Origin of the sequence: Haloarchaeobius lipolyticus, assembly GCF_051208015.1 — an archaeon.
Taxonomy (GTDB): Archaea; Halobacteriota; Halobacteria; order Halobacteriales; family Natrialbaceae; genus Haloarchaeobius.
Genome location: NZ_JBPKGF010000005.1, coordinates 136,361 through 156,840 on the forward strand (window position 1 = coordinate 136,361; position 20,480 = coordinate 156,840).

Annotated in this window: 15 protein-coding genes; 4 read left to right on the top strand and 11 right to left on the bottom strand. The window is 65.0% G+C overall.

Features of this window, described 5'->3' with window-relative positions:
- The first annotated feature begins 140 nt into the window (after window positions 1-140).
- Window positions 141-932, top strand: coding sequence for an IclR family transcriptional regulator (locus ACSC1Y_RS15860; RefSeq protein WP_435335919.1), 792 nt, complete (start codon window positions 141-143; stop codon window positions 930-932).
- A gap of 154 nt (window positions 933-1,086) precedes the next feature.
- Here the strand turns inward: ACSC1Y_RS15860 and ACSC1Y_RS15865 are convergent, their stop codons facing one another.
- From ACSC1Y_RS15865 to lpdA, 3 genes are all read right to left on the bottom strand, one after another.
- Window positions 1,087-1,998, bottom strand: coding sequence for a hypothetical protein (locus tag ACSC1Y_RS15865; RefSeq protein ID WP_435335920.1), 912 nt, complete (start codon window positions 1,996-1,998; stop codon window positions 1,087-1,089).
- A 149-nt stretch (window positions 1,999-2,147) separates the two neighbouring features.
- Complete coding sequence (locus ACSC1Y_RS15870) at window positions 2,148-2,504, bottom strand: hypothetical protein (RefSeq protein ID WP_435335921.1); 357 nt, start codon at window positions 2,502-2,504, stop codon at window positions 2,148-2,150.
- Between the two features lie 619 nt (window positions 2,505-3,123).
- On the bottom strand, window positions 3,124-4,542 hold the full coding sequence (gene lpdA, locus ACSC1Y_RS15875) for a dihydrolipoyl dehydrogenase (RefSeq protein ID WP_435335922.1): 1,419 nt from the start codon (window positions 4,540-4,542) through the stop codon (window positions 3,124-3,126).
- A gap of 106 nt (window positions 4,543-4,648) precedes the next feature.
- Here lpdA and lipP1 point away from each other — a divergent pair, with 106 nt between their 5' ends.
- Window positions 4,649-5,611 (top strand): LipP1 family hormone-sensitive lipase, encoded by a 963-nt coding sequence (gene lipP1 / locus ACSC1Y_RS15880; protein WP_435335923.1) that lies wholly within the window; start codon window positions 4,649-4,651, stop codon window positions 5,609-5,611.
- A 194-nt stretch (window positions 5,612-5,805) separates the two neighbouring features.
- Complete coding sequence (locus ACSC1Y_RS15885; protein WP_435335924.1) at window positions 5,806-7,146, top strand: E3 binding domain-containing protein; 1,341 nt, start codon at window positions 5,806-5,808, stop codon at window positions 7,144-7,146.
- A gap of 248 nt (window positions 7,147-7,394) precedes the next feature.
- Here the strand turns inward: ACSC1Y_RS15885 and ACSC1Y_RS15890 are convergent, their stop codons facing one another.
- The 7 genes from ACSC1Y_RS15890 to ACSC1Y_RS15920 form a co-directional block, all read right to left on the bottom strand.
- Window positions 7,395-8,411 carry an NAD(+)/NADH kinase gene (locus ACSC1Y_RS15890; protein WP_435335925.1) on the bottom strand — a complete coding sequence of 339 codons (1,017 nt, stop codon included), beginning with the start codon at window positions 8,409-8,411 and terminating at the stop codon, window positions 7,395-7,397.
- A gap of 6 nt (window positions 8,412-8,417) precedes the next feature.
- Window positions 8,418-9,422 carry an alpha-ketoacid dehydrogenase subunit beta gene (locus ACSC1Y_RS15895; RefSeq protein ID WP_435335926.1) on the bottom strand — a complete coding sequence of 335 codons (1,005 nt, stop codon included), beginning with the start codon at window positions 9,420-9,422 and terminating at the stop codon, window positions 8,418-8,420.
- The gene (locus ACSC1Y_RS15900) at window positions 9,419-10,465 is read right to left on the bottom strand and encodes a thiamine pyrophosphate-dependent dehydrogenase E1 component subunit alpha (protein WP_435335927.1); all 1,047 of its coding nucleotides are present in this window, start codon (window positions 10,463-10,465) and stop codon (window positions 9,419-9,421) included. Before ACSC1Y_RS15900 ends, ACSC1Y_RS15895 begins: the two co-directional genes overlap by 4 nt.
- Window positions 10,466-10,622: 157 nt before the next feature.
- The gene (locus ACSC1Y_RS15905) at window positions 10,623-11,390 is read right to left on the bottom strand and encodes an IclR family transcriptional regulator (RefSeq protein WP_435335928.1); all 768 of its coding nucleotides are present in this window, start codon (window positions 11,388-11,390) and stop codon (window positions 10,623-10,625) included.
- Between the two features lie 529 nt (window positions 11,391-11,919).
- Window positions 11,920-15,414, bottom strand: a complete 3,495-nt coding sequence (locus ACSC1Y_RS15910) for a UvrD-helicase domain-containing protein (protein ID WP_435335929.1) — start codon at window positions 15,412-15,414, stop codon at window positions 11,920-11,922.
- A 65-nt stretch (window positions 15,415-15,479) separates the two neighbouring features.
- Entirely contained in the window at window positions 15,480-17,534 is a 2,055-nt protein-coding gene (locus ACSC1Y_RS15915; RefSeq protein ID WP_435335930.1) for a hypothetical protein, read from the bottom strand.
- A 149-nt stretch (window positions 17,535-17,683) separates the two neighbouring features.
- Complete coding sequence (locus ACSC1Y_RS15920) at window positions 17,684-18,397, bottom strand: fumarylacetoacetate hydrolase family protein (RefSeq protein WP_435335931.1); 714 nt, start codon at window positions 18,395-18,397, stop codon at window positions 17,684-17,686.
- Between the two features lie 232 nt (window positions 18,398-18,629).
- On the opposite strand from ACSC1Y_RS15920, the gene ACSC1Y_RS15925 reads away from it, so the two are divergent.
- Window positions 18,630-19,649: an NADP-dependent oxidoreductase gene (locus ACSC1Y_RS15925; protein WP_435335932.1), complete on the top strand. Its 1,020-nt coding sequence runs from the start codon at window positions 18,630-18,632 to the stop codon at window positions 19,647-19,649.
- 4 nt (window positions 19,650-19,653) lie between these two features.
- Here ACSC1Y_RS15925 and ACSC1Y_RS15930 read toward each other — a convergent pair whose 3' ends face one another.
- A complete protein-coding gene (locus ACSC1Y_RS15930; protein ID WP_435335962.1) occupies window positions 19,654-20,445 on the bottom strand; it encodes an ABC transporter permease in 792 nt (263 codons plus the stop codon).
- Window positions 20,446-20,480 lie beyond the last annotated feature (35 nt).

Consider the following 20,480-nt stretch of genomic DNA (forward strand, 5'->3'; position numbering starts at 1 on the left):
TTCGGCGGCGGAAGTGTCGACGAGAGTCGACGATTCGAGTATCCTCTTCTCTGAATAGTCGCGAAGGGATAACGCTTCTACCGAACGGTCGCGTTTCTTATTAGTGAATACTAAGGGGGTGCGAACGAGAGTGGTACACAATGGATACCACACGAAACGGCGGTGGCGAGGGGGAACGTGAGGGACGGACGTTGAAGAGCCTCGAGCGCTCGTTCGCTATCGTTCGCGAACTCGAACGGCGCGATGGCGCCGGTATCACGGAACTCGCAGACGCCGTGGACCTCTCGAAGAGTTCGGTGCACAAGCACCTCGCCACGCTCCAGGCGGGCGATTTCGTGACGAAGGATGGCGACCGATACAAGCTGGGTCTCCGATTCCTGGAACTCGGAGGGTACGTTCGGGAGCAGACCCCGGGGAACACGCTCGTGCAGACGAAACTCCGCGAGATCGCGGCAGAATCTGGAGAGACGGTGCAGTTCACCGTCGAAGAGCACGGTCGGGCTGTCGTTCTCTATCGAGAAACGGGGAACCACGGCGTGTTCTCTCGCGGGCGGGTCGGAAAGCGCTTCTACATGCACCAGACCGCCGCTGGCAAAGCCATCCTGTCACAGATGCCCGAATCGGCGGTCCACGACGTCGTCGAACGGCACGGATTACCGGCAGCGACCGAGGAGACCATCACCTCCGTCGATGCGCTACTCGACGAACTCGAGCGAACCAGGGAGCGAGGGTACGCGCTCAACGTGGGCGAGAGCACGAAAGGCCTGTACGGGGTGGCGGTCCCCATCACCGCCCCCGACGACTCCACCCTCGGCGCGTTCGCCGTTGCCGGGCCGATCCACCGGCTGACCGACGGGGAACTCGAGGACGACATCCCTAACCTCATCCACCGACGAGTGAACGAACTCGAGCTCAACCTCGCCCACTCCTGACACCCGACGAACGGCTGTTCTCTAATTGCGAACGTATGTTCTCGTGTGGCATTCTTGGTATGCGTGCGAACTCCCATCTCTGTTACAGACATATCGACGTAACAGCAAGCTCGTACGTCGAGGGTAGTAGTCTCGGTCCGCGTACCGAGATGTTTCAGGGAGCCTCGCTGACGGATGCACCACCCCAGGAACGGAGCTCTTCGGCGCCGAACAGGGTGACGCAGGCGATGAACGCTGTCGTGCCGAGCTTCCCACCAGCACCGGCGAACGCCGGGCTGACGGCCACGAAAACGAAACCGCACAGAAATCCGGCGATGGCTGTCACGGGGATGTCTCCAAGTCGTCCAGTCGACGACATCCCGACGAACGACGCGCAGAACGCGGCGGCGGCGAGCAGTCCGCCGATATCCGGCACGACCACGGGGAGGATGGCACCTGCGACGAGACCGACGAGTGCCGAGGCGACTACCGGTCCGAGGTCCAATCGGCGACTCGCGACGACGGTCGCCACGGCACCGATGACCGTCACGGGGACCACGAACACGGCACTGGACCACGCGAGCTCCGTGGTTGTGGCGTAGTCCGCCCCCGCCACCGAGCCCGCAACCAGGCACCCGAACAGTGCCAGCGTCCCGAGCTTCCCGCCGAACCCGCTGAACGTCTCCCGGGCGGCGACGAACCCGAGACCGGTGATCAGCCCCGCGACGAGGACGGGTGTGACTGTGGGGAACACCGCGGGGGAGACCATCCCGACGAACGAGCCACAGTACGCGGCTGTGTCCTCTTCCGGCAGCCACAGACCCGTCACCAGGCCCACGAACGCAGACGCGAGCACCGGACCGAGTCCCGCGTGGACGCTCAACCCGTTGGTGACGCCCGCGGCGGCAACGACGGTGACAATCTCCGTCCCAGCGGTTGCGTCGAACTCCCACTCAATATCGCCGTCGGCGGCACGGTCCTGCTCTACGGCTGCAGCGACCGCGCCAACGAGTACGAGTCCGAAACCGAAGCCGAGTTCCGCACCGGAGGCGATGGCGGGGTCGAGAAGGCTGCGAACCAGCAGCACACCGGGATGTCGCTACCAGCGCCGCGTAGCCGCCGTTGCGAACCAATCGTTGCACGGAAATTCATCAGTGAATAATGAACTAAAGGGTTATGAAGCGGAACACCGCCGTTGACGTCGAGAAAGTGACCCCCGACGCCTGGTTCGAGACGCTATCGGGGACCGTCTCGGGCCTTGTCTATCTTACACTGCACACAGAGGTCGTCGAAGACGCAACTGATGACACCGTAAGGACAATCGTGTTCTTCCACGTGAACCGAGAGACGACGCTTCTCGGACCGCCACGCGCTCTCCCAGTCGGCTATCTGCATCGATTCGGAGGTGAAGACGATATCCTGCTCCCTGTTCTCGATCTTCACCGTCGCCTCGGCAGCCAGTTCCTCCTTGACGGTCTCGATGGCCTCCTCGAACGACTCACAGGGAAGTCGCTCGACGCCTGTCGCGTCGCTGAGCACCACGACGGTGATCTGGGCGTCGGTCGTCTCGGTCGGACGCAGGCCGTCGGTCATGTGTACGATGCTCGTACTCGAGTCACTTCAATGGGGACCCAGAGTGGCTGCTGTTACGACACAGTTCGAGTTCGGTTCCGCTGGACTCGGGTGCTTCGAACCGTCCTCGAAAATGACGATACGTCGAGTACTGATGGCAAATCTCGGTTATCGTGCTGCGTGGAGAGCCACTAAGAAGAAACTCAAACGCGTTGTTAAAATCTATATTGGGGAAAACTTCTATTTCCCATTTAAAATTTGCCGAAATTAATCTACTACTCAAATTATGTATTATTATATCTCTCATTCCGGGATAGATAACACTCACTACTACTAAACGAAATTTTCGCTCCAGTTTATTTTGGGAGAATGACTTCCATCCACACTATTCCTCAACGTGATGAATGTCATAGATTTCGGCTCCATTCGAGGGGGAGAAGAGTGAGACGAGCGTCTCGGTGGAGTCGATTTCGGACTCTATCTCGCAGGACCGTTAGGAGCGGTTCGACGGTGTCACTCGGCAGTGTCTCCCACCGAGACCAGAACCAGAAGACGGAGCGACGATGCGTGAGTCTCTCACTCGGCTTTGCCTAGTCCCTGCTCTACCCTTCAGGAACCCCCGTCCGTCGACAGGAACCTCTCACCGGTCGAGCGTATGAATCGCCTCTCCCTGAGCATTTGCGGCGGCTTCCATCACCGCCTCGGTCAGCGTCGGATGGGCATGCACCGTCGCCGCGACCTCGGAGAGCGTTGCGCCCGTCTCGACGGCCAGCGCGAACTCGGCGACGAGCTCCGAGGCGTCGGGACAGACGAGCTGTGCACCGAGAATCGTCCCCGAGTCCCCGTCCGCGACGACACGCACGAACCCATCGGTCTCGCCGAGGGTGAGTGCTCGTCCGGACGCGCGCATCGGCATCCGGCCGACGATGGTGTTCAGGTCCGCGGCCGCTGCCTCAGATTCGGTCAGGCCGACCGTCGCGATCTCGGGGTCGGTGAAGACGGCAGCAGGTATCGCGCGGGTGCTGAGGGTAGTCGGCTCTCCAGCGATGACGTCGGCGGCGACCTCGCCCTCCTTGCTGGCCTTGTGTGCGAGCAGGGGCTCTCCGGCGACGTCCCCGACGGCGAAGATGTGGCGGGCGCTCGACCGCATCTTCGGGTCCGTTCGCACGAACCCCCGGTCGTCGGTCTCGATGGCTGCGGCCTGCAAATCGAGCGAGTCGGTGACCGGTTCGCGGCCGACGGCCACGACGACGAAGTCGGCATCGTACTCGGCTCGTTGGTCGTCGGCGTCCAGTGTACTCACGCGAACCCCGCCGCTTGTCGGTTCCCAGGTGTCGGCACGTTCGCCGAACCGGAACTCGATACCGAGCTTCTCGGTGCGTCGCCTGACGACGCTGGCGACGTCGCGTTCGTACCCGGGAAGCACCTGGTCGAGCATCTCCACGACCGTCACGTCGACGCCCAGTTTCGCGAACACCGTCGAGAGTTCCATCCCGATGTAGCCCGCACCGATGACGAGCAGTTCGTCCGGGAGCGAATCGAGGCCGAGCGCGTGAGTCGACGAGAGGACGTGCGTACCGTCGAATGAGAAACCGGGGAGTTCGACCGGACGCGAGCCGGTTGCGACGATGGCGTGTTCGAACCGTATCGTCCCTTGCTCCGTGCCGTCACGGGTGACCGCGACCTCGTCCTCGCCGGTGAACGACGCGGTGCCGTCGACCAGCGTGATGCCGTTGGCCGAACAGAGCTTCTCGACGCCGCCGGTCAGCTGCCTCACGACGCTGTCTTTCCAGTCGGTCATCCGCCCGAAGTCGACGTCGACCTCGGCGCTGATGCCCATCTCCTCGGCGTCGGTGGCGTCGTGTGCGACGTCTGTCGCCGTGATGAGGGCCTTCGACGGGATGCACCCGACGTTGAGGCAGGTCCCGCCGTAGGCGTCCCTCTCGACGAGCGTCACGTCGCAGCCCGACTGGGCAGCCCTGATCGCGGCGACGTAGCCGCCGGGTCCGGCCCCGATAACCAGTACCTCCGTCTCTGATGGAAGTGAATCTTCAGCCATCTCTGTTGCTACCTGATGGGTGGAGGGTACAGTGTCCCCCCTAATATACCCCCCTGCCAGAGGGAGTACAGTTATACTGCTCGATTCGAATAGAGTAACAGACGCAATGTCACCGGAACTTCACTCGCAGGTCGAGGAGTATCTACACGGGCTGTCGGACCAGGGCTTACCCCCGCTGTACCGCCTCTCCCTGGCGGATGCTCGGCGAACGTACCGTGAACTCAGCGTGCCGAGCGAACCGCCGGACGAGGTCGACTCGGTCACCGAACGCACTATCCCCGGTCCGGCGGGGGATATCCCGGTCAGGCTCTACCGGCCGACGGAGACGGACTCGCACCCGCCGCTCGTGTTCTTCCACGGCGGCGGCTGGATGCTCGGGGACCTGGAAACGCACGACGCGCTGTGCCGTGCGCTCGCGAACGCGACCGAGTGCCTCGTCATCGCCGTCGACTACCGACTCGCACCCGAACACCGGTTCCCTGCTGGCCTCGAGGACTGCTACGCGGCGACGTGCTGGGTCGCGAACAACGCCGAGTCGCTCGGTGCGGCACCCGATACGCTGGCGATCGCGGGCGACAGCGCAGGCGGGACGCTCGCTGTGGGCGTCGGACTCCTCGCCCGTGATAGAGACGGCCCGACCATCGACTATCAGGTCCTCGCCTACCCCGCCGCGGACTACGCGTTCGACACGGCCTCCTACGAGGAGAACGCGCAGGGGTACTTCCTCACGCGAAAGGACATGGAACGGTTCTGGAACGGGTACCTCCGGAGCGAACTGGATGCAGAACACGCCTACGTCTCCCCGCTCCGCGCGGAGAATCTGTCGGCCCTCCCGCCGGCGCTCGTCCTGACCTGCGGGTTCGACCCGCTTCGCGACGACGGGCGGAAACTCGCGACGCGACTGGCCGAAGCCGGCGTCTCCACGGAGCACGTCGAGTACGACGACATGATACACGGCTTCCTGACGATGCTCTCCGACCCCGAACTGGAACGTGCGCGCGAGGGCATCCAGGACATCGGCGACGCCGTGAAGCGCGAACTCCGCTCGGCCGCCCCTGTGACTCGGTGAGATCGCGGTCGTGAGGTCGAATCGATCCGTGCTCGTCCTGCCGTTCTGAAAACTGGTTCTCCGTGCCCGGTTCGTCGAAGCGGTGCGACATCGAAGACCGGCGATGGGACCTTGGGACGGTGCTCGTCTGTCGGGTGCGACGGGTTGCCACGGTGAATACGCTTTTGTATGATGAGGTAGTTGTGTGGTTTATAATGGCAATTATCGTCAAGATGCCAAAACTCGGGCTCGAGATGGAGCAGGGGACCGTTCTGGAGTGGTTCTACGAGCCCGGTGACGCGGTGTCGGAGGGTGACGTGATAGCGGAGATCGAGTCCGAGAAGAGCATCGGGGAGGTCGAGGCACGTGAGGACGGTGAACTGCGCCGTATCTACATCGAGGAGGGAGACGCCATCCCACCGGGCAAGCCCATCGGTATCCTCGCGGCGGCCGACGACGACATCTCCGAGCTCGAGGCGGAGGTCGAAGCCGAACTCGGGGGGGACGCACAGGCCATCGCGGACGAGCCAGCAGACGACCCAGTGCCTTCGGATACCGACGCCGGGTCGTCCACCGACCAGGGGGTGGCATCTTCATCGACGGCCGAGGGCGCTGCGACACAGGTGAAAGCCTCTCCGCGAGCGAAGAAACAGGCCGAAGAGCTCGGTGTGGACCTGACGACTGTCGAGGGAACCGGTCCGATGGGCTCGATCACCGCAGACGACGTCGAGGCAGCGGCCAGCGATAGCGCGTCCGCGACGGAGGCAGAGTCGGTCAAGGCGTCACCGCGAGCGAAGCAGCGCGCGGAGGAGCTCGGCGTCGACCTGACGACGGTCGAAGGGACCGGCCCGATGGACTCTGTCACCGAAGCGGACGTCGAAGCGGCAGCGGAGGCAGACCATGCGGCCGAGGGGACGGCTCCACGTCGGATCGCCCCCGACCAGACCGAGACGCACCGGTTCCGGCGACTCACCGAGGTGGCCGACCCTGCGGCGGGTTCTGCACTGCTCGACACGACGGAGGCGGTTCGGTCTGCGTTCGAGGAACGCGTCACGACCACCGACCTCCTGCTCGTCGTCGCCTCGGCAGCACTCGCGGACGAGCCGGTCGTTAACGGGACCTTCGCGGAGTCGACGCACCAGCTTCGGGAGCGCCAGGACATCGCGCTCGTGACGGCCGACGACGACTCCCTGACGTCCGGAGTCATCGCCGCCGTCGACGAGAAGTCGTTGACCGAACTCGTCGAGGCACGGAAGGCCCTCGATGGTGATGGAGACGAGACGCCGTCGTTCACCCTCGCCGACACGGCGAGCGAGTCGTCCGGCGGATTGCTGGTCAACCGCCCGGGGGTCGCGGCCCTCGAACTCGACCTCTCCGGCCAACGGGCGGTCCCCGACGGCGACGGCGTCGAACTGCAACCGCTCGTCAGAGCCAGTCTGACCTACGACACGCACGCGCTCGGCCAGTCCGAAGCCGAGGCGTTCCTGGATAGGTTCTTCGAGCGTGCGGCGGATGCGTCGCAGCTGGTGCTCGAATCGTATCAGGGCAAGGAGTAGCGTCGAGGGGCGCTTCCGACGGCGGCTCTGTTGATTCAGCCGTTCTCTCTTCTCTCGGGTCAACTGTTCTCCGAGGTCTCGTCCTCTGGTGTGAGTGGCGTCTACAGCTGGCGCCGTAGTGTCACACTAGGTCTGTGACCTTGATGGCGGATGTAGACGTTCTCTGAGGGTGAGTCTCGAGCATCCCATGGGTGCAGAGAAACGACTGACAGAAAAGCGAATATGGAACGAAAAATCGAACGAAGGCGCTACTCCCGGAACGGCAGACCGCCTCGAACCAGCGCACCGCCCTCCGGAGCCGCTTCGAGCGTGGAATGCACGTCGACGAGACGTGGGCCGTCGGCTTCGAGCGTCATCGTGACGGTCGCATCGGTGAGTTCGAGCTCGCGTTCACCGTCCGCGCCGATGACGCCGTTCGTCACGTCGAACGTCGCCGTCTCGCCCCAGTCGAGGCGCTGGTACTCTTCGATACCGACGGTCGTCGCCATCCCCGGTGCGAGGATGGCACGCACCGAACGCGACGTTCGCTCGGGGTCCGCAAGTCCCAGTGCGACGCCACCGGGGGCATCGGGCGCCTGTGGCTCGATACAGCCTGCGACACTGGTCAGCCCGATCTCGGCGGGATGGGCGCGAGAGACCACGCCGCCGAGGAGCTCCGATGGGTCGATGACGGCCCTGGTTCCGACGAACGGCCGGTCGGTGATGCCGACCGTCGCCAACCCGGACAGCGTCTTCTCCCCGGAGACGTCGTCGGCGTGGACTTCGATACGGCCGTGACGGTATGTCGCGGCATCGGATTCGACCACGCCGGTAGCGACCACGCCGGCGGCCGCGCCGGCGATGGTCCCGTCGACGGGCGTCGGAACGACGTTGTTCGTCCCCGTCGAGACTGCCAGGAGCGGAACGTCGCCGAGTTCGAGCGCCGCGTCTCGGCTCGTTCCGTCGCCACCGAGGACGACGACGACGTCCGCGACCTCGCGAAAGTGCGCCGCTGCCTGCCGCGTGTCCGCGGCCGATTCCTGGATAGACATCTCCACCAGCTCGACGTCCATGCCCGTGGGTGCTTCCTCGATGGCGTGCGAGGCGATACCTACCTTGTCCGGCATCACCTCGACGCTGGGCGTCTCGCCGACCAGCGTCAGCCCGTGCAGGACACACTCGGCGACGCGTCGTTTCGCGTAGTTGTCGACGACGCTCGCGCCGCCGGTGAGGCGGCGGATGTCGCGGCCGGCCGATGGATTGACGATTAGTCCAACGTGTGCCACGTCAGTTCACGTAATGTGCCTGATCGCGGTCTCGATGTCGTCGCCGCCCGGGAGTACCTCCTGCTCGAGCGGTGGGCTGAACGGGATGTGCGTGTCGGGCGTGCCGATCCGCTGGATGGGCGCGTCGAGACTGAAGAACGCCTCCTCCTGGGCCCGCGCGACGATCTCGGCCTGGACACCGTAGGAGAGCGGACTCTCGTCGGCGACCACCATGCGGCCGGTCTTCCGGAGACTCTCGACGATGGTCTCCGTGTCGAGCGGATACAGCGACCGTGGGTCGATGACCTCGACGCTGACGTCGCCCTCCAGCCCGTCCGCAACGTCGAGCGCCTCGCCGACGAGTCGCTGGGTAGCGACGACTGTGACGTCTTCACCCTCCCGCTCGACCGCTGCCTCGCCGATCGGGATGACGAAGTCGTCGTCGACCGGGACCTCGCCCTTCTGCTCGTATATCATCTTGTTCTCGAAGACGAATACGGGGTCGTTCGACCGGATGGCGGCCTTCGTCAGCCCCTTTGCCGCCGCGGGGGTTCCCGGAGCCACCGCCTTCAGCCCGGGGAACTGTGCGATCCAGGCGTGGACCGTCCCGGAGTGCTGGCTGGCAGCGCCCATGCCACCGCCCTCGGTGGTGCGGACGGTGACGGGCATCTCGGTCTTCCCGCCGAACATGTACCGCATCTTCGCCATCTGGTTCATTATCTGCTCCATCGAGACGCCCATGAAGTCGGAGAACATGAGCTCGACGACCGGTCGGGTTCCCGTCGCGGCAGCCCCTGTCGCCGCGCCCACGAATCCGGCCTCGGCGATGGGTGTGTCGCGGAGCCGTTCCTCACCGAACTCGTCGATGAGGTCACCGGTCACCTCGAGGACGCCACCGAACGCGCCGACGTCTTCGCCCATCACGTAGACGTCCTCGTCCCTGCGGAGCTCCTCGCGTAGCGCGAGCCGGATGGATTCACGGACGGTCATCCGCTCGGTCTCCATCGTCTCGAGGTCTGCGTGAACGCTCATCGGGAATCACCTCCGTTCGTCCCGCCATCGGTGCGGAGGCGGTTCGCGAACTTCTCTATCTCGGGTACTGACTCGTCGAACATGTCGTCGTATGCTTCCTCGGGTGCGGGCAGGTCGGACTCCTGTGCGAACTCGACCGCGTCTGCGATGGTCGCCTCGACCTCTGCCTCCAGCTCCTCGAACTCCTCCTCCGTGATCTCACCGCGGTCGATGAGTCGCTGTCTGAAGGAGTCTATCGGATCTCGTTCCTTCCACTGCTGGACCTCCTCGTCGGTTCGGTAGTTCTGTTCGTCGCCCTCGTAGTGGCCGTGGTACCGGTAGGTCTCGGCTTCGATGAGCGTCGGACCATCTCCCGCCCGTGCTCGCTTTCGGGCCTCGGTTACGGCCTCGAAGACGGCTGTGACGTCCATGCCGTCGACGGTGATGCCGGGGATGTCGTACGCGCCCGCGGTGTCACTCAGGTTTTTGACGTTGTGCTGCTTGTCGACCGGCGTGGCCTCTCCGTACTGGTTGTTCTCGATGAGGAAGATAGCCGGCAGGTCCCACGTCGCGGCCATGTTGATGGCCTCGTGTACCTGGCCCTGAGCGGTGGCACCGTCGCCGAAGAAAGCGAGCGCGATCTGATCGCGGTCCTGGTAGTCGATCGAGAGCGCAGCGCCTGCTGCCAGCGGCGGCCCAGCGCCGACGATGCCGTTGGCACCGAGCATCCCTGCGTCGACGTCCGCGATGTGCATCGAGCCACCCTTTCCCTTACAGTAGCCTGTCTCCTTGCCGAACAGTTCCGCCATCATCAGGTCCGGGTCCAGCCCCTTCGCGATACAGTGTCCGTGTCCCCTGTGTGTGCTGGTGATGTAGTCGTCCGGCTCCAGTGCAGCGCACGTCCCGGTCGCGACCGCTTCCTCCCCGATGTACAGGTGAACGAACCCGGGAATCTCGCCGTCGGCGAAGTACTGTCCCGCACGGGTGTCGAACTCCCGGATCAGCAGCATTCGACGGAGCGCTTCCACCCTCCCATCCTCTGTGTCCAAGGTATAATTTGCCATGCTACGTTAAATGATGACATACAACACAGTATTAATAGTATCGATTACTACATCATAACACTCAGTGGTCGATCCGGTCAACGGTCACGGTCGAGTTCCTCCTCAAGTTATCCCGGACGGCAGACACCGACAACGGTCATGGTGACGGAAGCAGTGCTCACGAGTACTCGTGATTTCCTCGTATGATGTTCGCGTACTCCTGTACGACGGGAGGATACTCGTCGAAGAACACCTCGTCGTTCAACCTGGTCGGCGGACCGTACAGGGCGATGCCCGCAAGTACGTCGTCCGACCGGCTCGTGATGGGGACACCGATTCCGCGCATTCCCTCGAAGCACTCCTCGTCGTCGAACGCGTATCCTCGCTCACGAACGCCGTCTATCTCTTCTAAGAGCGGTTCGACCTCCGTTATGGTGTTCCCGGTCTTCGGGTAGAGCCCGTACTGCTCGACGATGTCACGTATCTCGCTATCCGGTAGCTGGGCTAGTATCGCCTTGCCGTACGCTGTCGTGTTGAGTCTGGACTTCACCCCTGGGTAGGTACGGCTGACCTGCAGCCGCTTCACCTTCTCTCCCTTCTTCATCGACAGGAGTACACCGAGATTGTTCTCTTCGATCATCAGTCCCGCGAACTCCCCGGTCTGTTCGGCCAGTCGACGGAGCTCCGGTTCGGCCGTTCTGTATATCTCGTGATTCTGTCTGACCCGGTTGCCGACCTCGAGGAACGACGAGCTGACCCGGTAGCGTCCGTCCGTCTGCTTCGTGATGTAGTTTATCGTCTCGAGGGTGTTGACGTACTCGTACATCGTGCTCAATGGTGTGTCGAACTCGTCGGCGAGGTCGCCGACCGTCGCTGCCTTCATCTCCACGAGCTTCTCCAGGATGCGGTTGGCACGCACGAGCGACTTGAGCGGCTTCGAAGGCATACGTATAGCTCCCCCGCGTTCCTCATAATTGTTCCGTCTATATCGGAATGATAGAGTGTATCGGCCGTTCGATCAGCTTCCCGAATTCTCCGGAAACGCAGGCGCTCCACCTCTGCTTCGAGATAGTCGTAACGGATGGTGTTTGGGGCTCTCTAGCACGGTACTCGTGGACACTGGATGGGCGCAGATTCCGACTATCTCGAAATGGAGGGTGTACTCGAACCTCCTCGCCGTTCGAGCTCCCCTTATAGCGATGTAAACTCACTGTGGAATCCCTATCTGACTCGTGTAGTTCGTGCCGTGGACGGAATAGGAGTGATGCCGAACTATGTTACAGAAATATGTCTGTAACGGATGGTTGGGTCCGGCGACGGGTACCGCCCGACCAAAATAAACTATATACTAATTTTTGTAATTTTGTACTCTCTGAGAAGGTCAGAAACAGTAGCTGCAGTCCTTCTATAGGTTCAAAATTATCTGAATGACATAGTACTTGGAACGTAGTAATAATTTAATCGTGTGGGCCTACTCAGAATAGATTCCGAACCGCCGATAGTTTTGCGCGCAGATTCGTCTCGCTCCAGTGCACCGTCTCCGTCTGCTGGTCGATTCCCAGCTGCGTGATGGAGGTGGTGACCGACGTCTCACTACCCAGCTGCCGAGCGAGTCCCCACGCGTACCACTGCGCCTGGAGCTCGTACCGCTTTACCGTCGCTTCCTCCGGCTGTTGCAGGACGACCTTGAGCTCGTGGGTCTCCCAGTTCCCGTTCGGGTGCTCGAGGACGACGTCGGCGTGTCCCTGTATCTCCAGGTCGACCCCGTCGACACGGACGAGCATGTCGACGGGTTCCTCCACGTAGACCCTGTTCGCGTTCTGAACGCGTTCCCACAGAGGCGACTCCGCGAACTGCGGACAGATGGTCTCCCGGACGAAGGTGGCGAGCTTGTCGGACTCGTCAGGATGAATCCCCGCGAGTTCGTCCAGAGAGCGGTCGAGGCGGTCCGCCAGCGGCCCCTCGCACAGACGAACCGTTTCCGTCGAGACGCTCTCTCGGTTCCGTATCGCTGTCGCGACAACGTCGTGAGCCACGGTACCGACGTCTTCGGGCCCCATCGTCTCGAACGTGAGTGCGAGCCGGTCGTCGACGCCCTCGTGTTCGGAGTGGAGTGCTCGACTCTGCAGATGGTCCAGGACGTGTTCGTCGGGGTTGGTCAGAAGCGGGTAGAGGGTGCTCGGGTTGACGAACCGCGGCGTCCAGCCATCGGTCTCGTCATCCGGGGCGAGCACAGCGGAATCGTGAGTGCGGGTCGTGGGTTCCCCGGTGGATCTGGCGAGCGTTGGATGGACGCGGACCTGGAAGCGCTCGCCGCCGGGCGCGTGGCAGTCGTAGCGCTCCGGTCCTGCACCGTCGAACTCGAACCCAGCACGGAGCGTGTCGACCCAGCTATCGCGTGGGTCGGGCTCGTCACGGCTCGCCGGAAGGGGGACGACGAGGTGCTCGCGAGCCCTCGTCATCGCGACGTAGAGCAGCCGCCACCGTCCGCCGCGGTGGGCGTGGGCGAGTTCGGAGAGCGGTGGTGACCCGGCGAGACGGCCGTCGGTGGCCCACCGTTGGCTGGCCCAGCGGAGCCCCGCGTCCAGGTCCCAGGGGTCGCGGTCGACGTCGAAGAGGCCGTACTCGAACCCCGGGAGTGCCGGGGTCGTGGCCGCGGCGTCGATGCCCGGTGGCGCGAGGGCGACCGCAGCGCCCAGTGCACTGAACGTATCCGCGTGCGGACCCATCTTCCCGACGTGGCCGCCGATGTCTCCGAGAGCGACGACGTCGGCTTCGCCGCCTTTCATCTGGAAGATGGTCTTGAAGACCACGTCGTACGAGCGCTCGTCGGCGAGCGGGAGCGTGGGACCGTCCTTCGGGTCGGCGCGAAGCCGCTCGAGGATGTCGACCAGGTCGTCGAACGTGAGGTCCGGCCGAGCAGCTAGCTGCGTGACGTGTGCGAGGAGCGCATCGATAGCAGTGCGCAGCCTCGCGTCGTCATCGCTCAGGTCGAGGGGGTCCGCCCGGAGCTGGAGCTCGTCGACCACCGCTTCGACCGCGGCGGTCACCGGCCCGGCGGTCAACTGAGCTCGGCGGCTCGCGAGTCGGCCGAGCCCCTCCACGACGTCGACCACCGGCCTGTCCGGCGTCTGTCTCTCGGCGACGGACCGAACGCGGTAGTCGAACAGCTCGAGCACACCGGGGACGCCGGTCTCCGCGAGCACCGACCGTGGTTCACGTCCGGACCCAGCGAGCAGGTCGCGGAGCCCGTCGTCGAAGTCCGGCTCGGTGAGAAGCTGGCACACCTCGACGACGAGTTGAACGGCAGGGTGTGCGAACAGGGGGTCGGTCGCGTTCCCAACTGCGAGGCCCGCCTGCTCGAACGCCACAGTGTAGTCCTCGATGTGGGTACGACGGTGGAACAGGACCGTCACCGGCTCGACGTCGGACCCGGTCGAGACGGTTCCGTCCTCGTGAAGGGTCCCGATGCAGGAAGCGAGGGCATCGGCCTCGCCGACGCCCTTGTCGGGTCTAACGTAGGCTGGGCTGCCCGAGTCGGCGGTCGACGCGAACGAGGCGACGTGGACGTTCGGCTCTCCGGTCGCCTCACGGGTCGGAGCGAGGGACCGGTACGGTCCCGATACCGTGCTATCTGCCCCGCGGGAAGGGTCGGTGAACACGTCCGCGAACACCGCGTCGACGGCGCGAGCGATACCCGGCCGACACCGCCGTGTCCGCTGTTCGTGTTCGACGACGTGGGTCTCCCAGTCGATGCCGAAGTACCGGCCGTCGTCGATAGCAGTCTGGAACAGTTCGGGCTGAGCGTTCCGCCAGAGGTAGATGAGCTGTTTGCTGTCCCCCACGAGCAGGACCCTCGTGTCCTCGTCGACGAGCGGCGCCAGGGCGTCCGCCTGGACCGTGGAGACGTCCTGCCCCTCGTCGACGATGACGACGGAGAGTCGGTCGATGTAGCGGGTGCGCAACCGCTCGCGGAAGTCACCCTCGAACGCGTCGTCCGCGAAGAACCGGGCCACCCAGTGGGCGGCATCGAGGTGCGAGGCGACGGCTTCGCGACGGGCCACCTCGTCGTAGACCTCGATGTACCGTTCGAGCAGGACGCAGAGGTCGTCGACCGCGGTCGTCCATGCGTCGTAGAGCTCGCCGTCAGCCGCGACGGTGTCGTCCCGCTCGACCCGGCTGAGGTGCCGTTCGTACTCGGTCGCCGCATCGTCGCCGACGAACCGCTCGACGGCCGAGCGAACATCAGCGAACGAGGTCGGTCTACCAGTCGGGTACGTCTCGTCGACGACCCTCTCCAGTCGCGAGCGGAACTCGGGTACGGATAGCTGTCGTTCGCGGCAGGCGAGTTGCGCCCGTGTCAGGAGCGCCCCGGCGTCGGGTCGGTACCGGCCGTCACCGGGGTAGGCTCGACGGAGGCGGTCGAGTCGCGCCGCATACCGGTCGTCCCGGCGGAGTTCCTCGAGACACGCCGCGCGGACGTTCCTGAGGTCGGCGGTCTCTCCGACGGATGGGACCTCATCGAAGCCGACCTCCCGAGCGATCGCCGTGAAGAGGTCGCGCAGGACGCTGTCGACGGTCCCGATGTTGCTGGCCCGCTGGACCCGCCGCCCGAGCTCCCGGGCGTCCGCCTCGGTGAGCGCGAGGTCGCACTCGGGGTCACGCGCCAAGGTTCCGAGGGCGTCGGCGATACCCGGCGCGATGGCGGCCGCGTCGTCACGGCTGAACGAGACGACCGCCAGCGTCTCCTCCGGGGCCGGGGCGTCGTCTGCGTGCTTTCTGGCGAGGTACTCGGCAGCGATGAACTCGGACGTCGTCGACTTGCCCGAACCGGGGTCCGACGTCTGGACGAACAGCCCCGAGTCGGCATCGAAGAACGCGTCCCGCACCCGCTTCTGTGCGCCGTCCAACCGGACGAACTCGTCGTCGGAGTCGGATGCTTCAGTCGCCGACGGCTCCTCCTCGCTCATCGTTTCACCTCCTCTCCATTCATCGTTCCGCCTCCTTTCCGTTCATCGTTTCACCTCATGTTCGCTCATCGCTCCACCCCATCTGGACGTCCCGTCCCAATTGGAAGCGTCGCTGCCAACTCTTCCGGGAGCCGTAGTTCCTGACCGGCTGGGTCTGCCGCGGCCTTCCAACTCGCACACTCCGGCGATATCGAGTCGAGGAACGTCGAGCGAGTCGTCCTCGCCCCGTCCGCGTCGCGCTGGTGGCGCGTCAAGACGAGATGCTCCGTCGCCGTCGACACCGCATCCGCGAAGTGGTCGTACTCGCGGGCTTCGGTCCACCGCTCCAGGGGGGCGAGTGCACGGACCGGGGCCGTCTCCCCCGCGAGGATGCGGTCCCGGAGTTCGACCGGGAGGATGCCGGTCGGCGTCTGGGGCCACTCACCGTCGACGAGGCCGACCGCGACGACGTACGGTGCCTCACGCAGCCAGGTGTCGGTCGCGTCGACGATGTCGATGACCGCCGCGTTCGCGTGCTCACGGCGGCCTGGCTCGACGGTCGCGATCGTCTCGAAGAGGTACTGGACCAACTCCCATGACTCGTCGGTGTGGCCCCGGTCGAGCCACTCGGCGTACTTGGACGCGACCTCCGAGACCAGGTTCTCGACGCGGACGAGTGCCCGCGCGGTCTCCGTGGTCTCGGTCAGTGCGTCGGTATCCCGCTCGAGGTGGGCCGGGAGAACGCGGTCACGGTAGGTCGAGAGCACCGGCTCGAACGTCGCCTCGACAGCCTCCGGCGTCGGGACCGGCGGCTGTTCGCGTGTCCACGTGAGCAACGAGTCGAGGGGTGCGGCCTCGTCCTCGTCGATCGCCCCCTCGGACAGTAGCTTGCGCCAACAGTCTAGCGAACGGGGACCGGAGCCAGAGAGCGCCCGCTGGAACGTATCGAGCGGTTCCTGTAACGGTTCCCAGTCGCAGGCGTCGGGGGCGACCCACTCGGCGGCCAACGGTCGGAGGAGCGTCTCCGCTGCGACCTCGTCGGGCGCCGTCTCGAGGAGCGAACAGAGAGAATCGACCAGTCTGTAGGGGAGCGTCTCCGTGACCCGGAGCTGCGTCCAGACCGAGACCGAGCGTCCGTACTGCCGGGCGGCACGGCGAACCTCGGGCTCGATGGTCGCCACGTCGCGGGCGACGACGAGGACGTCGCTCGGGGAGACGCCCGCTGCCAGCAGCCGGTCGACGACCCCGACCGCTAGACGGGCCTCTTCGGTGCGCGTCGTCGCCACCAGCTCGGTCGCGTCGACGGTGAGTGGGTTCGGGTAGGAGTCGCTTCCAGGCTCGTATCGCTCGTCTCGAAATCGTGCGGCGAGCCGTGGGCCGGTCCCGGGCCTGAGGTAGAGTTGGACGTCGACGGAGGTCTCGGTATCGATGGCCACGAGCAGGTCGAGAAGCGGGGCTTCGATGGAGCTCACACCGGCGAGATGGAGGCGCTCGATATTCCGGTAGGCTCGCGTCCACGCGTCGCTGCCCGCTCGCTGGAGCAGGTCCGTCGCCTCCCGAACGAGCGCGTCCCGAGAGACCGCCGCGCCTTCCGTCGTCGCCAGAGCGTCTCCCGCCGCGAGGGCGTCTTCCGCCACGCGGGCACCCTCGAGCAGGTCGCTCCCGTCACGCATGGCCGATTCGGGTAGTTCCTCGAGCAGGTCCGAGAGAATGGACAGGCGGGTGCTATCGTAGCCGGTTATCGCGTCGATAGCGCTCCGAGTTGCCTCGATGTCGTCGGCATGGGGCACCAGGTCCGTCCCGAACAGGGGTTCGAACGACTGGAAGGTCTCTGGCTCGGTCTCGATGAGGGTCTCGAGTGCCCGGATTCGGTCGACACGGTCGAGGGCGTCGGTGGGACGCCCGGACGCTCGCAGGAGTTCTCGGGCGACTTCCGTCGGTCGGACGAACCGCATCGAACTCCGGGCCTGGCCCCGCTCAGCGAGTCGTCGTTTGAGATTCCGTCGGTGGAGTTGCTCCGGCGTGACGACGAGGTCGGTCGAGCTGGGAGCCCGCGTCGCGAAATCGAGGAGCCGTTCCGGCTCGTCGACGTACGTCTGGAACGCTGCGGCCGGTCCAAGGTACCCGTCGCTCTCCGTCATCGGTCACCCGGTTCCGTGGCCGGTTCTGGCAGCGGAGACGTTCGTCGCGGCATTCGTACCATCTCTCTCGAAACGCGGGCATATATGCCTGATTGTCGACTGGAGTGCTCGTCGACCGGAGTGCTCGTCGACCGGACGTCGCCGCTGGCCTACTCCACGATGGTGTTCCGGAGGGTGCCGACGCCCTCGTAGTGGATCTCCACCGTCTCGCCGGGTTCGACCAGCCCCGGGTTCGCGGGGCTGCCGAACGCGACGACGTCGCCGGGTTGGAACGTGAACCGCTTCGAGAGGTAGGCGACGATCTCGTGCGGGTCGAACAGCATCAGCTTCGTGTTCGCCTCCTGGCGGCGTTCGCCTCCGACATCGGTCCACATATCGAGGGCCATCGGGTCGACGTCCGTCTCTACCCACGGCCCGAGCGGGCCGGAGCCGTCGAACGCCTTGCGGGCGGTCCGACCCTGCTGGTCGAGCCCGTCGAGGTCGTTCATGATGGTGTAGCCGCGAACCATCTCGGGGACCTCCTCGGTGGACAGGTTCCGACAGCGCTGGTCGATGACTGCTGCGAGCTCTCCCGCGTAGGTCAGCTCCTCGGTGAACGAAGGGTAGGGTATCTCCTGTTCGTGCGCCGCCAGTGAAACACGGGGCTTGATGAAGAAGTCCGGTTCGTCGGGCCGTTCGTACTCCATCTGTTCGAGCGTCTCCGCGTAGTTTCGTCCCACGCAGTAGAGCGCCGTGGGGTCACACGGCGGGAGCAGATGGCCGTCGATGCCGACCTCGTAGACCCCATCTTTCGCGTGAATCACGCCGTCCTCGTAGCGTCCTTCCACGGGGCCGTCCGGTGTCGCGAGCCGTGCGATTCGCATACCTGGACTCTCGATTCGAGGGCAATAGGTATTCCGCCGTCCGCGAGTGAGTAGCCGCTCCTACGCAGGGCAGTACAGCGCTTCGCCCGGTGGCTGAATCAGCCGCGACGACGGAGGCTCGCGACCATGAGTACGACCGCAGCTGCGACGACCGGTGGCACGGCGAACGCGCATAGCAGAAAGCGGTGCCGCGGGCGGAAGGCCCTTCCACCGAACGCCCCGAGACGCGAGTATGGACGACAGCAACCGCGCGTGGTATCTCGCGGCTCGACCCGAGGGAGAACCGGACGCCGACTGTTTCGAACTTCGCGAGGACGAGGTGCCGTCGCCGAACCCCGGCGAACTCCTCGTCCGGGTGCGCTACCTCTCCGTCGACCCGTACATGCGGGGTCGCATGCGGGACAGCGAATCGTACGCCGAGCCGTGGGACGTCGGCGACGTCCTGAAAGGCGGTATCGTGGGCGAGGTCGTCGAGAGTCAGAGCGACCAGTTCGACGAGGGCGATCTCGTCACCGGCGAGGGGACGTGGGCGGACTACAGCCGGCTGGATGCCGACGACGTCGCACCCGTCGACCCGTCCGTCGCCGACCCACCTGCGTATCTCGGCGTGCTCGGGATGCCCGGGCGGACGGCGTACTTCGGCCTCCTCGAGGTCGGTGAACCGAAGCCCGGTGACACGGTGGTCGTCTCGGGTGCCGCAGGGGCCGTCGGGTCCGTCGTCGGCCAGATAGCGAAGCAGGCCGGCTGTCGCGTGGTCGGCTTCGCCGGCTCCGACGAGAAGACGGCGTGGCTCACCGAGGACCTCGGATTCGACGCCGCGATCAACTACAAGACGACCGACGACTACGGCGAGGCACTGTCGGCGGCTGCTCCCGACGGCGTCGACGTCTACTACGACAACGTCGGCGGGCCCATCACGGACGCGGTCTTCCAGCAGCTGAATCTGGACGCCCGCGTCGCGGTCTGCGGACAGATCGCCCACTACAACGACGAGGAGGTTCCGACGGGACCGCGGAAACTCCCGATGCTCATCGCGCCGCGTGCGAGGGTGCAGGGCCTCCTCGTCAGCGATTACGTCACGCGCTTCGGCGAGGCCAGCGAACAGCTGGCGAACTGGGTCGCCGCCGGCGAGCTCGAACACCGCGAGACCGTCGTGAACGGCCTGGAGCAGGCACCGGACGCTTTCCTCGGCCTCTTCTCCGGCGACAACATCGGGAAACAGGTCGTGCAGGTGTCAGAGCCCGGCGAGTGAGCCGTCAGTAGTCCCCGAGGACGCCGAGTCGCCGTGCACGGCGGGTCGTGTACTGGAACACCGCGTATCCCGCCAGCACGTACCCGATGGCCGTTCCGACGAGTACCGCCAGGTCGAGTAGCGGGAACTCCCACAGTTGGGTCCCATCGACCATCGCTCGCTGGAGGAGCGCGCTCCCCTGGACCAGCGGGAGCAACCGCGTCCAGCCCAGGCCGAACGCCGGGAGCGAGATGAGCGGGATGAACCCGAACTGCAGGAGATTGAGCCAGTTACCGACCTGCTTGTACAGGACCGTGATGCCGCCCGCTGCGAAGCCGAGACCCAGGACCGACACGACCGCCAGACTCGCGACCGGGACGATGGTCAGGACGTTCAACTGCAACGGTGTCCCGGTGATGACGAGCATGACTGCGAGGACGACCGCCGACGTGAGGAACGTCCTGACCACCTTGGCGACGCCCTTCGCGAGCGCGACGGGGGCGAAGCCGAACGGCGTCATGAAGTGACGTTCGAGCGTCCCCCACTGGACCTCGCTCCCGATGTCGTTGGCTATCGAACTGTACGCGCCGACCGACAGCGTCCAGAGGAAGTAGCCGACGATGATACCTGCCATGGAGTCGTCCAGGGCCTGCCCGGCGACCATCTGCCCGCCGTAGAACAGCAGCCCGAAGAAGAACACCGAGATGACGATGCCGCCGATAGCGTTCGCCGGATAGCGGACGAACAGGAGGTACTCCCGGTAGAGGACGGCCTTCGTCAGGTCCCAGTATGTCGCCGGCTGCGACCGAGTGGCCATCGTCGACGACGGACCGGCCGCGTCACGCCCGGCCG

Excerpts from the sequence above, each read along its gene's own strand:
- ACSC1Y_RS15860 (WP_435335919.1), top strand. The coding sequence starts at position 141 with ATGGATACCACACGAAACGGCGGTGGCGAGGGGGAACGTGAGGGACGG.
- ACSC1Y_RS15870 (WP_435335921.1), bottom strand. The coding sequence starts at position 2,504 with ATGACCGACGGCCTGCGTCCGACCGAGACGACCGACGCCCAGATCACC.
- lpdA (WP_435335922.1), bottom strand. The coding sequence starts at position 4,542 with ATGGCTGAAGATTCACTTCCATCAGAGACGGAGGTACTGGTTATCGGG.
- lipP1 (WP_435335923.1), top strand. The coding sequence starts at position 4,649 with ATGTCACCGGAACTTCACTCGCAGGTCGAGGAGTATCTACACGGGCTG.
- ACSC1Y_RS15885 (WP_435335924.1), top strand. The coding sequence starts at position 5,806 with ATGGCAATTATCGTCAAGATGCCAAAACTCGGGCTCGAGATGGAGCAG.
- ACSC1Y_RS15895 (WP_435335926.1), bottom strand. The coding sequence starts at position 9,422 with ATGAGCGTTCACGCAGACCTCGAGACGATGGAGACCGAGCGGATGACC.
- ACSC1Y_RS15900 (WP_435335927.1), bottom strand. The coding sequence starts at position 10,465 with ATGGCAAATTATACCTTGGACACAGAGGATGGGAGGGTGGAAGCGCTC.
- ACSC1Y_RS15905 (WP_435335928.1), bottom strand. The coding sequence starts at position 11,390 with ATGCCTTCGAAGCCGCTCAAGTCGCTCGTGCGTGCCAACCGCATCCTG.
- ACSC1Y_RS15910 (WP_435335929.1), bottom strand. The coding sequence starts at position 15,414 with ATGAGCGAGGAGGAGCCGTCGGCGACTGAAGCATCCGACTCCGACGAC.
- ACSC1Y_RS15915 (WP_435335930.1), bottom strand. The coding sequence starts at position 17,534 with ATGACGGAGAGCGACGGGTACCTTGGACCGGCCGCAGCGTTCCAGACG.
- ACSC1Y_RS15920 (WP_435335931.1), bottom strand. The coding sequence starts at position 18,397 with ATGCGAATCGCACGGCTCGCGACACCGGACGGCCCCGTGGAAGGACGC.
- ACSC1Y_RS15925 (WP_435335932.1), top strand. The coding sequence starts at position 18,630 with ATGGACGACAGCAACCGCGCGTGGTATCTCGCGGCTCGACCCGAGGGA.
- ACSC1Y_RS15930 (WP_435335962.1), bottom strand. The coding sequence starts at position 20,445 with ATGGCCACTCGGTCGCAGCCGGCGACATACTGGGACCTGACGAAGGCC.